The 14,368-nt window shown below is 66.3% G+C and carries 12 protein-coding genes; 3 read left to right on the top strand and 9 right to left on the bottom strand.

What is annotated here, in order from left to right; all coding sequences use genetic code 11:
- Window positions 1–42: 42 nt before the first annotated feature.
- A complete protein-coding gene (locus AC3IF3_RS22710) occupies window positions 43–1,449 on the bottom strand; it encodes an amidase (RefSeq protein WP_489230406.1) in 1,407 nt (468 codons plus the stop codon).
- A gap of 179 nt (window positions 1,450–1,628) precedes the next feature.
- Between AC3IF3_RS22710 and AC3IF3_RS22705 the strand changes: the two genes are divergently transcribed.
- Window positions 1,629–2,120 carry a TetR/AcrR family transcriptional regulator gene (locus tag AC3IF3_RS22705; protein ID WP_489230405.1) on the top strand — a complete coding sequence of 164 codons (492 nt, stop codon included), beginning with the start codon at window positions 1,629–1,631 and terminating at the stop codon, window positions 2,118–2,120.
- A 37-nt stretch (window positions 2,121–2,157) separates the two neighbouring features.
- Here the strand turns inward: AC3IF3_RS22705 and AC3IF3_RS22700 are convergent, their stop codons facing one another.
- The 7 genes from AC3IF3_RS22700 to AC3IF3_RS22670 form a co-directional block, all read right to left on the bottom strand.
- Entirely contained in the window at window positions 2,158–2,583 is a 426-nt protein-coding gene (locus tag AC3IF3_RS22700) for a tautomerase family protein (RefSeq protein ID WP_489230403.1), read from the bottom strand.
- A 201-nt stretch (window positions 2,584–2,784) separates the two neighbouring features.
- A complete protein-coding gene (locus AC3IF3_RS22695; RefSeq protein ID WP_489218328.1) occupies window positions 2,785–3,384 on the bottom strand; it encodes an Isoquinoline 1-oxidoreductase subunit in 600 nt (199 codons plus the stop codon).
- A 2-nt stretch (window positions 3,385–3,386) separates the two neighbouring features.
- Window positions 3,387–5,732 (bottom strand): xanthine dehydrogenase family protein molybdopterin-binding subunit, encoded by a 2,346-nt coding sequence (locus AC3IF3_RS22690; protein ID WP_489230402.1) that lies wholly within the window; start codon window positions 5,730–5,732, stop codon window positions 3,387–3,389.
- Window positions 5,654–6,136, bottom strand: a complete 483-nt coding sequence (locus tag AC3IF3_RS22685; protein ID WP_489230401.1) for a (2Fe-2S)-binding protein — start codon at window positions 6,134–6,136, stop codon at window positions 5,654–5,656. Before AC3IF3_RS22685 ends, AC3IF3_RS22690 begins: the two co-directional genes overlap by 79 nt.
- Before the next feature lie 177 nt (window positions 6,137–6,313).
- Window positions 6,314–7,210 carry an AraC family transcriptional regulator gene (locus AC3IF3_RS22680; RefSeq protein ID WP_489230400.1) on the bottom strand — a complete coding sequence of 299 codons (897 nt, stop codon included), beginning with the start codon at window positions 7,208–7,210 and terminating at the stop codon, window positions 6,314–6,316.
- A gap of 223 nt (window positions 7,211–7,433) precedes the next feature.
- Window positions 7,434–7,760: a hypothetical protein gene (locus tag AC3IF3_RS22675; protein WP_489230398.1), complete on the bottom strand. Its 327-nt coding sequence runs from the start codon at window positions 7,758–7,760 to the stop codon at window positions 7,434–7,436.
- 520 nt (window positions 7,761–8,280) lie between these two features.
- Window positions 8,281–9,414, bottom strand: a complete 1,134-nt coding sequence (locus AC3IF3_RS22670; RefSeq protein WP_489230397.1) for a cupin domain-containing protein — start codon at window positions 9,412–9,414, stop codon at window positions 8,281–8,283.
- Window positions 9,415–10,008: 594 nt separating this feature from the next.
- On the opposite strand from AC3IF3_RS22670, the gene AC3IF3_RS22665 reads away from it, so the two are divergent.
- Window positions 10,009–10,722: a hypothetical protein gene (locus tag AC3IF3_RS22665; protein WP_489230396.1), complete on the top strand. Its 714-nt coding sequence runs from the start codon at window positions 10,009–10,011 to the stop codon at window positions 10,720–10,722.
- A gap of 364 nt (window positions 10,723–11,086) precedes the next feature.
- Window positions 11,087–12,547 (top strand): carbohydrate porin, encoded by a 1,461-nt coding sequence (locus AC3IF3_RS22660; RefSeq protein ID WP_489231355.1) that lies wholly within the window; start codon window positions 11,087–11,089, stop codon window positions 12,545–12,547.
- A gap of 479 nt (window positions 12,548–13,026) precedes the next feature.
- Here AC3IF3_RS22660 and AC3IF3_RS22655 read toward each other — a convergent pair whose 3' ends face one another.
- Window positions 13,027–14,331 carry an MFS transporter gene (locus AC3IF3_RS22655; protein WP_489230395.1) on the bottom strand — a complete coding sequence of 435 codons (1,305 nt, stop codon included), beginning with the start codon at window positions 14,329–14,331 and terminating at the stop codon, window positions 13,027–13,029.
- Window positions 14,332–14,368 lie beyond the last annotated feature (37 nt).

Raw genomic sequence — 14,368 nt, 5'->3', positions numbered from 1 at the left:
GCTCTTTGGGATCGGTATTTCACCGACAAGCTGCTCCCGGCGTCAAAGGGTCGGGTGCAGATCTCGAACTGGACTCTTGCCTTCCAGTAAAGCAGCGACGTGCAGGATCGTCGCCTCGGCCTGCCAGCTCCCCACCAGCTGCACGTTGATCGGCAGCCCCTCGCGGCTCGTCCCGAAGCGCATCGACAGACCTGGCAGGCCCGTCACGTTCAACGGCACGGTCGCGCCCTGGAGGTAGGTCAGGTCCACCGTCTCGCCGTTGACCACGAGCTCGTCGATGCCGTGCTTGTGCGCCGGGACCGGCAGCACCGGGGGCAGGAGGACGTCGTGGTCCTGGAAGTAAGCGGCATAGCCGTCCCGGAGCCGCTCCGCCGCCTGCTCGGCCGCGATGTACGCCTCCATCGACGTGTCGGGCAGCGACAGCATGGTCTTGGCCATCTTGTACATCTGGTCCTCATGCCCGGCGGTCGCCTCCCGGAAGGCGGGCTTCATCTCCATGACGTGGAGCTTGTCGAACACGTCGAGGGCGAAGTCGCGCTCCAGCGCCGGGATGCGCACCTCTTCGACGCGGTGGCCCGCATCCCCGAGGGCCTCGGCCGCCGCGCGCACGGTCGCGGCGACCTCCACGTCGATCGGGCCGAAGCCCGGACCGACCATCCAGCCGACCCTGAGCATGCGGTCCGGCGCGCCGCCCATGCCCGCGTCGAACGGGACGGCGCTCGACGCGAAGGCGTCGAGGCCGTCGGGACCGGCGAGCTGCGCGAAGGCGAGTGCGAGGTCGCGGATCGAGCGCGCCATCGGGCCGACATGCCAGAACCGGCGCGGTACGCGCGGCCAGATGCCGGTCATCGGCACACGGCCGTGGGTGGCCTTCAGCGAGACGATGCCGGTCTGCGCGGCCGGGCCCCGGATCGAGATGGCGAGGTCGGTGCCGAGACCGAGCGGCGACATGCCCGCCGCGATGGCCGCGGACTCGCCACCGCTCGACCCGCCGGGCGTGCGGGTCAGGTCCCAGGGATTGTTCGACCGGCCGGAGAGCAGGTTGTCGCTCTCGATCCAGTAGGAGAATTCGGGGAGGTTGGTCTTGGCCAGCAGGATGCCGCCGGCCTTCTTCATGCGGGCGACGCTGGTGGCGTCGGCATCCGGTATCCGGCCTCTGAAGATGGGCGAGCCGCGCTGCGTGAGCACGCCCGCCGTGTCGATGGAATCCTTCACGGTGAAGGGCACGCCGTGGAGCGGCCCGAGTTCCCCGCCCGCCATGACCACCGCCTCGGCCTCCCGCGCGGCGGCCAACGCCCCCTCGGCGACGGTGACGATGGCATTGACCTTGGGGTCGACGGCTTCGATGCGGTCGAGATGCGCCCTCACGACCTCCACCGGCGAGAGTTCCTTGGTCCGGATCAGCTCGGCCAGTCCGGTGGCGTCGGAGAAGACGATATTCTGGGGCAAGTGGCGTGCCTATCTGTCGTTAGGTCGCTCAGGGGCAGGTCTCAACTTTTCGGCTTTCAATGCCGAACTGACGATCGGTAAGCTTTCGTTTGGCCGTGTGAGGCAGTGATGAGCGTGAGTTCCAAGGATAGGATTTGGGCGCCGCACGGAGGACGGCTCAGGCGCACGGTTACGGGGGCTTGAGCTGCCGCGATCTCGCGGCTGACGTCGGCATCAAGGCGGCGAGCATCGACCACCACTTCGCCAGCAAGGCTGATCTCGGCGCGGCGGTCGCGCGGCGATACTGGCAGGATACGGCGGCCGAGCTCGACGCCATCCTGGCCGAGACCGGTGACCCGGTCCGCAGCCTGCAACGCTACCCCAACACCTTCCGGAGGTCGCTCGCCGACGGCAACAGGCTCTGCCTGTGCAGCGTCATGTCGGCGGAGTACGCCACCCTGCCGGACGTCGTGCAGCGGGAGGCGCGGGCCTTCGCCGACGTCAACATCGCGTGGATCGGCAAAGCGCTGGTTAACGCCAAGCTGGTCGATCCCAAGGACAGCGAAGCGCGGGCGCCGGCCATCTTCGCCGCGATTTCCGGCGCCCGGCTGTTGGCGAGGAGCCGCGCCGACAGCGCGCTGTTCGACACGCCGATCGAGCGTTATCGCGCTTCGGGCCTGCTGCCGGCTTGAGGCCGACCGCGCCGGACCGGATCGGGCGTCAGGCCGCCTACCTGAGCTTTTCGCGCAGGGCGCTGGGCAGGGATGCGAGCCACTGCTCCTCCTCACCCGGCTCCGGCAGCACGGTGCCGAACTCCAGGACGCCGATGGCCGGGATGTCCGAGATGTAGACCCAGACGTCCTGATCCGAGACGGCGAGGATCGCGCCGGTCTCCTGCATGATGCGCGTGAGCATCCTGGCCTTCTGCTCCCGGGTCCGTCCCGCCCGGATGTCGGCGCGTACCCAGACGTGGTCGGGTGAGGCCGGCGCGCCGCCGATGAACATCGCCCCGGGCTCGACCCTGTGGAAGATGACCTGCACGAAGTAGCGCGGCGCGGTCGCCTCGACCGCGTGGATGGCGGTAACGCTCTCGACGATCCGAGCGCGCTGCTCGGGCGTGATGTCCTTCGCGGTCGTGATGGCATAGGTCGGCATGTGCGTTCTCCCTGTCCGATGGCGGTCCGCGGGACTTTGACGGGGTTCCAGGCGCTATGACCGGTCATGGTCCCGCGCGAGATCTTCGCGTCGGCATGAGCTAAGCTGGAGGCCGGCTGGCCGTTCCCTCCCCGGCAGCCAATCGACCGACGCGTCCGACCGGCAATGTTCGCTGTCATGGAGGCGTCCCGTATCGGGTTGCTACTTCGGGCAGGCAGCACCGGTCTCGATCCACGCCTGCGTCAGTTCGCCGAGGATCTCCTGGGTCCCGGGGGCCGGTTCTCGACCCTTGCCGGGGTGCCAGCCCCAGCCGACCAGACCGTCAGTCGCGAGATGCTTATGGATGTCCGCCAGCGAGCGGTTGCCGTTCCGGGCCGGGTCCTTGAGCTGTACGCAGATCTCGGGCACCGACAGCCCGATCCAGGCCATGCTGGCTGGTGCCAACTGCCATGGATCATGGCCCGGTATGTCCCGGTCGTGGCCGACGACCGCCACGTTCTCAGACCCGTGGCACGAATTGCAATGCAGGCCGGCGGGGCCGAAGCTGGCCTCGTCGCCGCGAACCATCGGGGGATGATGAAGGCGCCGCTCGTCTCCCTGCCTGGGGATGTTATCGGCGGGATGGCAGTTCATGCAGCGCGGGTGCGTGATGACCTTCGCCATCTCCTCAAACAGGGCGACGGACCGTTCGGTCCTGTCTGGGATCACGTCGAAGGTCTCCGAGCGGCGCAGCTCGGCGCCGGCCGCGAGGGCCACGGTGGCGGACAGGGCCGCGGCCGCCGTCAGGATCACGACGCGCATGATCAGGCTCCCATCGCGGCGCGGACCGCCTCTGGGCGGATGGGAAGGTCGCGGACGCGAGCCCCGACGGCGGCGAAGATCGCGTTCCCGATGGCAGGCGCAATGGAGATGACCCCGGGCTCGCCCAGGCCAACCGGCATGTGGTCGTTGCGCAGAAACTCGATGTCGAGCTCGGGCACGTCGGTCATGCGCAAAGGCGTGTAGGTGTCGAGATTGAGGTCCCGGGGTACGCCGTTCTCGTACTCCGTGCCCTCGAACAGGGCGAGCGACAGGCCCCAGAGCATGCTTCCCTCGACCTGGGCCAACGCACCGTCCGGATGGGCCAGCGTGCCGGCATCGACGACGGACGTCAGCTTCTCGACCGTGACCGCACCGCTCGAGACGTCGACGAAGACATGCGCCACCGTGGCGATCCAAGTCGGCATCTCGCGCTCCTGTCCGGTTCCGAGTGCGAGACCCATCCCTCTGCCCGGCGGCAGCGCTTCCCGGCCGGACCACTCGGCCTTCTCCATGACGCGCTGCAGAACCGCCCGGAGGCGGTTGGCCCCGCCAACAGCGTGCGGGGCAACGCCTCCGTTACGGCCCGTCCCACCGAGCAGGGCAAGGCGGTACTCCGCGGGATCGCGACCGAGCTTATGGGCGAGCTCATCGATATGCGTCTCGACCGCCCATGTCGTGTACCCGGATGAGACCGACCGGAGGTAGCCAGGAAGTAGCGTCGCATGGACGAGGGCGTTGCGAATGGCCCGGATCCGCTGGCTCTCCGTATCGTACCAGTGGTCGGCACTGTTGATGGCGAACAGGTCGATCTTCCCCTGGCCGTCCAGGCTCGGCGCCAGAAGCTCCGGGGAGATCGAGTCGGTCGGCCATCCCGACGCGCAAGCGTGGTCGTAGGCGAGAAGTGCGCCCTTCTCGTCGGTCACTGAGCGCACCCTCTGCACGGTCGGCGAGCGCGGCTGGTCGAACTTGGTGTCATCCGACCGCGCGAAGATCAGTTTGACGGGTCGGCTCATCATCTGCGCGGTGAGCGCAGCCGGGACGATGTACTCGCAGTACAGGCGCCGGCCGAAGCCGCCCCCGAGGTAGGAGGTCTCGAACACGAGGTTGGCCTGATCGATCCCCAGCGCCTTGGCCACGAGCGGCAGCGTGACCGACTGCCACTGGTTGCCGGCGTGCACGCGCCAGGTATTCCCGTCCTGCCAGGCCAGGGCGTTGAGCGGTTCGAGAGGCATGTGCAGGGCTGAGTGCGTACGGTATGTGCCCTCGTGGACCTCGCCGGCACCGGCGCCGGCGATCCGTGTGAGGGGGTCACCCTCCTGGTAGAAGACACCGCCCGCATTCGGCTCTTCGACGAGGCGTGCACCTTCCGCGAGCATCTGCGCGTCGCTCGCCGCGCCGCCATCGGATTTGTACCTGACCTCGATGAGATCGGCTGCCTTGGCCGCGATGGGCCAGTTCTCCGCGACGGCGATGAGCCAGCCCTGGCAAGTCTTCGTCGGATCGACGATCTCGACGGTTCGGAGATAGCCCGGAAGCTTGCGGGCGGCCGTGTCGTCCCAGCTCAGGATGCTGTTGCCGTAGCGGGTCGGCGGCAGGACGGGCCGCGCGAACACCATGCCGTCGACCTTTCGATCGATGCCATAGACGGCGGTGCCGTTCACCTTCGACGGCACATCGCGTGCGACGGTGTCTCGGTTGAGGAACCGGCGCTCCGATGCCGGCTTCAAGGTTATCGCCTTGAGGTCCGCTTCCGTGAACTGGCGGGTGACCCTGCCGGAGGAGACGATGGTGGCGTAGCTGACCGCACGCGTGCCGTGCCGGACCTCGCTGTCGCGGGCGACGCACTCTTTCAGGGGGGCCCCGAGCATCCTCGCGCCGGCCTCCAGCAGCGCGATGCGGCCGGCGGCTCCGGCCCGGCTCAGCTGGTCGAAGCTCTTGTGCACGGACCAGGAGCCGCCCGTGATCATGACCCCCCAGCGCGGATCCGTGTCGACGTGGACGACCTCGACATGGTCCCAGTTCGCCTCAAGCTCCTCGGCGACGACGCGCGCGAGGGCGGTGCCGATGTGCTGGCCCATCTCCGCCCGGGTGACGTGAACCAGGATGCGCCCGTCACCGACGATCTCGTACCAGATCGTAGGATCGTAGCCCCCGGACGAGACACCGCCGAACAAGGGGCCGGCTTGCGCGCCCGCCGGGAGGAAGCCTGTCGCGACGGCTGCGCTTCCCAAGGAAGCGAGGAACCATCGTCGGGTGACGTCGACCCCTATCATTTCCGGCCCCCGTTCTGGGCCCGGACGGCCAGCTTGATCGCCTTCTTGATGCGTATGTACGCCATGCAGCGGCACAGGTTGGCGGCCATGCCGTTCCTGATGTCGTCGTCGGACGGATCGGGATTGTCACCCAGAAGTGCCGCGGCCTGCATCAGCTGGCCCGATTGGCAATACCCGCATTGCGGGGCCTGAGCCTCGATCCAGGCGGCCTGGAGGGGGTGGAGTTCACGCCCATCGCCCACAGTGGCGGCAAGGCTTTCAATTGTCGTGACAGCCGAGCCGGCGACGCTCGCCACCGGGGTGACGCAGGAACGCCGCGCCTGGCCATCGACGTGGACGGTGCAGGCCCCGCACTGCGCCACGCCGCATCCGAACTTGGTGCCCGTCAGGTTCAGCCAGTCCCGCAGGATCCAGAGAAGGGGCGTGTCGCCGGGCGCATCGACCTGGACGTCGACGTTGTTGACCGAGAACGAGATCACCGGGGACCTCCCACCGCGGCTCAAGGGCTTGCCGGAGACCCGCGGCAGAGCATCCTGAACCGTTCGCGGATCACTATAACCAACGCCACGCTTCAGTTTTGCCTGTTCCTGCCAAATTAAAGCCGGATCCTGCCAAAATCAATCGACATGCGGGTGGGTAGAAGTAACCGCGGCGCGTCAGGATTGCCGCCGCGCTTTGACATCCGTCGGGGTTACGTGGAAATGACGTTTGAATTCTCGGCTGAATTGCGAGCCGCTCTCGTAGCCGACCTGTCGCGCGACCGCACTGACATCGCGCGCCTCAGATTGAAGCAAGCTCATCGCCATGTTCAGTCGGACGATTTTGATGTATTGCAGCGGCGTTTTGCAGGTCGCCGCCTTGAACGCGCGATGGAAACTCCTGACGCTCATGCCTGCGACGGTCGCAAGCTCATCCACCGCGAGCGGTCTGGCAGGACTCCGATGGATCCTCGCGATTGCGCGGGCGATGCGTGCGTGCTGACTTGCCGGCCTCGTCAAGGCCAAGAGGGCGGCCCCATGCGTACCCTTCAGCGCACGGTACACGATCTCGTCGGCGGTCGAGGCGCCGAGCGCCAGCGTGTCGCTCGGTGAGCGAAGCATGCGAACGAGACGTCGGACGGCATCCGATAGCGCCGTGTCGACCGGTGCCGGTTGCAGGCCCGGCGGCAGAAATGTCGGCTCCTCCGTCGCCTGCGGGGACACCGCGCCTGGTATGTTCGCGAACCGGTTGAGAGCCGGGAGGTCGATGTCGATGGACATCCCGAGCAAGGGGTCACGCTCGGTGGCATCGCTGGCGCACTCGAACGGGACCGGCATGCTGACCACGAGGTAGTTGTCCTGGTCGTAGTTGATCCGCGCGCCGTCGAGATGCGCCGTCTTCCGGCCGCTGATCATGATGACGATGCTTTGGTTCGGGAGCGTTGGCGTCCTCTCGGTTTTCTCCGTCGACCAAAACAGCTTCACACGCGGCACCAGCGTCTGCACGGTCCCGGAGCGCGCCGGAAAATCGTAGACCCGTTGCAATCCTCTGAAGGTCTCTAAGGCGTCAGACATGGGAGTGCCTCTCTGCGTTGATGGGGCTGCCCGCGTGAGTCCCAGGACTCGGATCCGGCCGAACCTTCGTCGGCGCGTGCCGTGGGTCTGATGTGGGAGAGCCTCTTGGCAGCGGGGCGTTGCGAAGGTTTCGATGCAGCCGTTCAGTGGTTGGTTCTAGAAGGGCGTTCGATGGCTGCGCCGAGGGACAGCCGCGTCTCCGATGGCACCACGCCTTCGGCCCTCAGCGGTTCGCAAGCCGTTCGAGCAGACGCTCGGCCGCCGGTCCGGAGGAGGCCGGGTTTTGGCTGGTCATCAGCAAGCGGTTAACGAGCTTTACCGGTAGGCACTTGCCTCGGTAGTCGATACTGCCTTGTGATGTCTGCCACTTGCGCCAATAGTTCATCAATCGTTCGGCGTAGTTCAAGACAGGTTCAGCGAGATAGTCGGCGAGGGGCGTCTCGACGCACGCATTCCTCGAACCGAAATGGTGGTCGAACGCCCCCTTCAGGACCTGAGCCGCGACTAGAGTCTCGTTGAGCCCGACGTCCGAGAATCCCTTTGCACCCACGATGCCGGGTCCAGGATGCCCTGCCGGACGGCGATGTTGCCACTCTCGCGTGCCATGAGACGCATATAGCCCAAATTAGACCGGTCGTCTAGAGTGGCTGGTATTTTTTTCGGAAGCGGTCGTGAAGCCGCTCGATGACCGATGCACCCATGAGATCGCAGCCAAGCGAAGCTGCGCTAGACGAGGCGGCTTTTGCGCGCGCGATGACGTGATGGTTCGGTGGATGAACCAGGCCAAATAAACCGCAGCGACGATGTCTGCCCTCGGACGATCCCTGCACCGAGGCGGGCGGACGACGAACCATCCGACTCGGCGGTACGACTCCAGCTCATCGAGCTTCTGCGATGGATCGGAACCGCAATGGCTGTTCAAGGTGGATTTCTGCCGGTCTGCTTTGGGGCGGCTAAGCGGTATAATCAGAGGTCTTATACGATGAGGCAGTACAGCAGGTTGTCTTAGTTCATGGAGGGTGAGGCCCTACAGAAGAACCTCACCCTTCTAGTCGATAATAGAATTTCGATTAGCTTTGCTTCAGCTTCGTGATCGTCTCGGCCGGTACGCCGACGAAGTTGTTGGACACGAGATAGTTCGGGCTGGCTTTGATCCAAGCATCGAGGTCGATCTCCTCGAACTTGCCATTGTCCCAGGTCTGGATGATCTCCAGATCCTCGTCACCGACATTCTTGATCGCGTGGCCGAAGCCCATCGGGATGTAGGCCACATCGCCCGGATTGAACTCTGCGACCTTGCCGCGACCGCCCGAGCCGAATAGCGCCACTTGGCCCTTACCCTTTAGGTAGAAATGCCACTCGTTGGCATTCACGTTCCAGTGGAACTTGCGCATCTGGCCGGGCCGGATCGTCATGACGCCGCCCGACATCGACTTGGAAACCGGCCACTCGTCGACGGTCGCAAGACGGAAGGTCCCCCCGTCGAACTCGCGCACGGCGCGTGGGTCCTTCAGGAGCCGGAACTTGTGGGTGGATTCCTTCGGCCAGGGAGCATCGAGCGCCTGGGAGAGCGGAATGACCGGTCCGGCTTGGATGTAGGCCTCGCCCTTCGGGAAGGCGTTGAGCGCTTCCTTCGGAAGTCCAAAATTCTCCGCCAGCATGTCCTTCGGGGACACGTCGACCCAGTCGGTGATCGAGAAGGTGCCGTGCTCCGAGAAGGCGCCGTTGTCGAACGACAGGATGAAGTGGCAGGGCTTGTCGCCGATCGTCTGGATCGAGTGGCCGTGGCCCTTCGGGAAGAACCAGAGGTCGCCTGGCTCGTAATTGTTGATCTCGCTCGCCCCCGACGGATCGAGCACAACCGTCTGGCAGCGGCCGTCAATCACGTAGGCCCACTCGGCGGCGATGGCGTGCCAGTGCAGCTCGCGCGAAGCGCCGGGATCAAGGAACATATGGACGCCCGCGATCCCCTTGCTGATGGGGAACTGGTGAACGGTCGCTTCCTTGGCCCAGCCGCCCGACGTGATTTTCGGGACGTTGCCGTCGAGGGAGAAATGGAAATCGGGCATGGCGCCGACATCCTTAGGGTCGTGGTAGGCGACCTGCGCGCCCGGGGGGAGCTGCTGAACGTCACGGCCGAAGCCGCCCGCGCCCGGCGCGCCGTGATCCGTGGTCACTGCAGCAGCCTGCTGCGTCAGCGCCACTAGGCCACCGGCTCCAAGGGCGGCGGTTCCTAGGAATGCGCGTCGGTTAGCGTCCATCTTTTGTGTTCCCAAATTTCGCTGCAGCGAGCCCGACAGAGCTGGGTCCCTGCTGCGTTGCCGTACGTGAAATTTTGTATGCCAAAAACTCACGTAGTCGTGATGGATGATTACGGAGGATCGAACGTACGGGCGTGCCGTATGGCTGCTTTCGAGAAATGTCCGGCATGGTGCGAGCGGCTGGCATGGGTCGGGAGCGGGATGACCGCTCAGCGCCCATCCCGGTAATTCAGTGGGCTGAAACTGCATCTTGTCAGCGGACGCACCCGGCGCGATAGGCCATTCGCGCGCTTAGCCACCCACAACCGCGCCAATCGCTTCGCGACGTTCGGTTTCAGGCCGCTTCCTGACCACTTCCGCTCACCTAAGGACCACCTGGCCTATCGAACGATGCGCCGAGGCGAATTCAACGCGACGGCATCTGATTCAGGCCCACCCCACTCCGCCCGGGTCAGCGCGGCAGCAGCCTCTTCTTCAACACAAATTCAGCGGATCCAGCCAAGACAGCCCTTAACGGCGCAGCATCGGGGATTGTTCATGGGGCCTCCCCCGAGTCCGGATCGCGTGCGGACTAGCAGACTCGATTTCTGGCTCGCCCGGGGCGCCGTCGCCTGCATCGCCGGGTTGCAATTGCTCGTCGTCAACGATCTGTCGCTAGGGCCGCGATGGCTTGCCCCCGCCCTCGAAGTTGCGCTGCTCGTGCCGCTCACAACGATCACAGCCTGGAACCAGGGCCGTGCGCGGCGTGCCACAACGGACGCGCATTGGGCCGAGATCCACCATTTCCATCGCCGGATCCGACGGCTTGCCGTGGTGCTGACCGCGCTGGTCACCGTGGCCAACACGGCCGCCCTCGCAGCCCTGGTGCGCGCCCTCCTGAACGGCAAGGCGGCTGGCGGCTCTACCTTGCTTGTCGATGCCCTCAACATTTGGGGCACCAACGTCATCATCTTCGCCCTGTGGTTCTGGACCACAGACCGCGGCGGCGCGGCGTTGCGCGGCCATCCCAGGGCGCAAGATCCAGACTTCTTGTTCCCGCAGATGACGATGGCGCAAGACGATGCACGGGCGCGGTTCGTACCGGGCTTCGTGGACTACCTATTTTTAGCCTTCACCAACGCCACCGCCTTCTCGCCCACCGACACGCTGCCGCTGACGGCGCGCGCCAAGCTCCTGATGATGACGGAGGCGCTGATCTCGCTGTTGACCGTGGCGCTCGTCGCTGCCCGGGCCGTCAACATCCTGGCATAAGTCCGGGCAAGGCACCGGAGAACGGAAGAGTGCGTCCCGTATGCCCGCATGTACCATCACATGTACTACGAGCAGTCGGACCCGGATGCGTGTCTCATGACGGGATCGGTCGCTCCATCTTTCACACCGATGCGGTCGCTGGACGGTATCGGCCGGACACGCGCCAGTGTCGCTTCTTCCGTCGAATGCGTGTCACTATGGTAGCAGTCGATGTACGCACCACGAGTTCTGGCGAGCCTCATGCCTGTGCGACTGACCTTTGGGGGCGGAACGTTTGCCGCGCGCCGCTGACGGACCGTACGCGGCGATAATCGCATCCGCCCGGTCACGAACCGCAGGTCATCGCCCCTGGGCGGCGCATGCGATCCGCGCCGCATGCGCGGTCGACCTCGCACTTCGCTGCCTGACGCCGGCGACGTGCGCCGCGCAAAACGCGAACACGGGTGCGGGCGGCGATCCGCGCACGTCGGTGGCCCAGCCGGAGGTCTCGGGCAAACCGTCCGCCGTTGCAACCACCTCCATCCAGGCGACGCTGGGCGACGCGGCGGACCCGACCGGCCTTCGCCGTTTCCTGGCAAATCGCGGGATCGTCCTCAGCTTCAACGCCATCGCCGACATCCTCGGGGACACGAATGGCGGCACGCGGCGGACCGCGACGGTCGTCGGCCGCATCGACATGCAGCTCGACGTGGATCTCGACCGGCTGGCGGGGTGGAAGGGCCTGGCGTTCCGGGCCGAGGCCTATCAGATCAACGGAGCGGGACTGACCCGGGCGGCGGTGAACGACCTCGCCGTGGTGAGTGAGTTGGAGGCGCTTCCCTCGACCCGCCTGTACGAGTTGTGGGTCGAGCAGCAGGTCTTCGACAGCCGATTGTCGGTCAAGATCGGGCAGATCGCGGCCGACACTGAGTTCCTCGTCAGCCAGACCGCGACCTTGTTCATCAACTCGACCTTCGGCTGGCCGACCATCGCGGGCACGAACCTTCCGAGCGGCGGACCCGCCTACCCGTTCGGCGCGCCGGCCGTCCGGGCGAAATATCTCCCGACCCCCAACCTCTCCTTCCAGGTCGGATTGTTCGACGGTGACCCGGCTGGGCCGGCGCAGGCGTGGAAAGACCCGGACCCGCAACGACGCGATCGGACGGGGACGAACTTCCGGCTGTCGGACCCGCCGTTCCTAATCGCGGAGGCCGCCTACGCCTACAATTTCGAGGCGCGGGACCGATCCGGCCAGATCCTGGACGAGCCCGGGACGGTCACCTTCGGGGGCTGGCATCATTTCGGCCGGTTCGATTCGCTGCGGATCGACAGCACGGGGCGCTCCCTCGCGGATCCGTCGACAACCGGCATCGCGCGACGCTTCAGGGGCAACGACGGCCTCTACGCGATCATCGACCAGACCATCTTTCGCGAGCCGGGCAAGGATGACGAGGGCGCGAGCGCGTTCGTGCGCGCCGTGGGCTCCCCCGGGGACCGGAACCTGGTCGATCTCTACGTCGATGCGGGCATCGGCTACCGCGGCCTCCTTCCGACCCGTTCGAACGACACAGCCGGCGTGGCCGTGTCCTACGCGCGCATCTCCCCGTCGGCGCGGGGCTTCGACGGCGACACCATCCTGGCGACCGGCACCGCGATGCCGCGGCGCCGGTTCGAGGCCCTCGTCGAAGCGACATACCAAGCGGTCCTGGGGCCGGGCGTAACCGTGCAGCCGAACCTGCAGTATGTCTTCCATCCGGGCGGCAACATCCCCGATCCGCGCGATCCCACGGGACGGCCTATCAGGAACGCCACGGTTGTGGGTGTCCGGGCGACATTAACCTATTGAGGGACGTCGAAGGCCGGGCGGAACCGGCCGCATTGCGCATGGCGGTGTTCCGAGGGGCGGTCGAGGGCTTCACGGTCGTAAACGGACGGCACTCCAGCACGGAGACCGCGCCTTAACCGACCGCCTCCAGCGTGACGCGATATCCACCCCGGTGGAATCGGCCCGCCCGATGCGGTCCCGGCGACCCGGATCGATAGGATGACGCATGATAGACGGCGGCTCGTTCACGAGGCCACGGTGGCGACGTGGCGGCCAAACTGCGCTGTAAGCTGCGTCGGCTCGATGCCCGAGGCCGGACCTTCGGCTCTGCGCCTATTCCAGCCAGTCCCTGGCAGGCGGTTTGGCTCCAAGGCGGACGCTGCCGCTCTGGGCACGATCCGCTCCTGTTGGGTTGCGCGTCGCGAGCGGCGGCGTCCTTGTCTGGTTGCAGGGTACGATCAGCGCGCAGAAACGTTTGACCAAGCGACAGTATTTCGCTCTCAGGCCGGGAGTTCCTTGCCGGCGGTCTCAGGGGCGAGCCAGATTGTCGGCAAGCCGATCAGGTAGATCAGCGAGATGATCGATAGGGCCTCCGGGTACGATCCCGTCACGACCACGAGGGTGCCGACGATCGTCGGCCCGAGCGCGCCGAGGAGCCGTCCGAAGCTGAAGGCGAATCCGGACCCGAACGCCCGGCGGCTCGTCGGGAAGAGTTCAGGCAGCCAAATCGTGTAGAGCGAGAACACCGCGTTGGTGAAGAACCCGACGAGCGGCAGCAATGCGATGAACAGCGTGACGCTGTCGAGCCAGATGGCGGCGCCGAGATAAGCCACGAGGTTGATGGTGAACGCGCCGAGGAAGAAGGCGGTGGCCGTCCGGCGCCGGCTGCCGAACCAGGTCGCGATGAACGGCATCGCGAGGCAGCCGACGAGCGTGCCGATATTGGTGATGATGCCGCTGATCGCCGCCACCTTCTGCGCCGCGGCCGACGTTGATCCGGCTGCGACGAGCTTGCTGATCACCAAGGTTGGCGCCCAGTAGGTCGAGGACCACAGGCCCAGGATGATGCAGGACATCATGAGTCCGGCCGCCCAGGTCGTGCGGGCCTGCGGCCCCACGAACATCTCGGCGATGCTGGGCTGGGGGAGCCCGGATCCTGTTTGTGCGCGGCGCGCCCGGTCGGGCTCCGACACGGTCGCTCGGATGGCCACCACCAGGAGGGCGGGGAGAACGCCGAGCATGAACATGCCGCGCCAGCCGATCACCGGCGCAAGCAACGACGCCGCGGCGCCGAGCAACAGACCGGTCGGGGTCGCGGTGTGGAGCCAGCCCGCGAGCCGCACGCGCTGATGCTCGCTCACGGATTCGTGGAGCAACGGCGTGCCCGCCGCCCACTCGCCGCCGACGCCGAATCCCGCCAGGAACCGGAACACCGCGAAGGACGCGAGCCCGCCCGCGAGGCCGCAGAGTCCGGTAAAGATCGAGTAGACGAGGATCGTCAGGCACATCACCTTCACGCGCCCGATCCGGTCGGCGAGCCAGCCCCAGAACATCGAGCAGGCCCAGCCCAGCATGAAGATCGAGAAGAAGTAGCCGCCGTAGAGCGCGATCGTGCCGCGGGCGGGCTGGATGCCCCCGGCCGCGAGGAGTTCCGAGACCGCGGGGACCAGCACGAAGATGTAGATGGCCGAGTCGAAGCCATCGAGCATCCAGCCCGCCCAGGTGATCCAGAAGATCCGGGTGCTGGACGTCACCCCTCCGGCTGCGGCGCGGTCCGGAACCGCGGCGAGGCTCACGCGGTCCATGGGCGTCTCCGATCCGACATGGTGTCCCCCTCCTGAC

This window comes from Methylobacterium sp. J-118 (assembly GCF_057836565.1).
The sequence above is the reverse complement of the archived record's forward strand: the minus strand, read 5'-3'. Positions and strand labels throughout refer to the sequence as shown.

Excerpts from the sequence above, each read along its gene's own strand:
- AC3IF3_RS22700 (WP_489230403.1), bottom strand. The coding sequence starts at position 2,583 with ATGCCGACCTATGCCATCACGACCGCGAAGGACATCACGCCCGAGCAG.
- AC3IF3_RS22695 (WP_489218328.1), bottom strand. The coding sequence starts at position 3,384 with ATGCGCGTCGTGATCCTGACGGCGGCCGCGGCCCTGTCCGCCACCGTG.
- AC3IF3_RS22680 (WP_489230400.1), bottom strand. The coding sequence starts at position 7,210 with ATGTCTGACGCCTTAGAGACCTTCAGAGGATTGCAACGGGTCTACGAT.
- AC3IF3_RS22665 (WP_489230396.1), top strand. The coding sequence starts at position 10,009 with ATGGGGCCTCCCCCGAGTCCGGATCGCGTGCGGACTAGCAGACTCGAT.
- AC3IF3_RS22655 (WP_489230395.1), bottom strand. The coding sequence starts at position 14,331 with ATGGACCGCGTGAGCCTCGCCGCGGTTCCGGACCGCGCCGCAGCCGGA.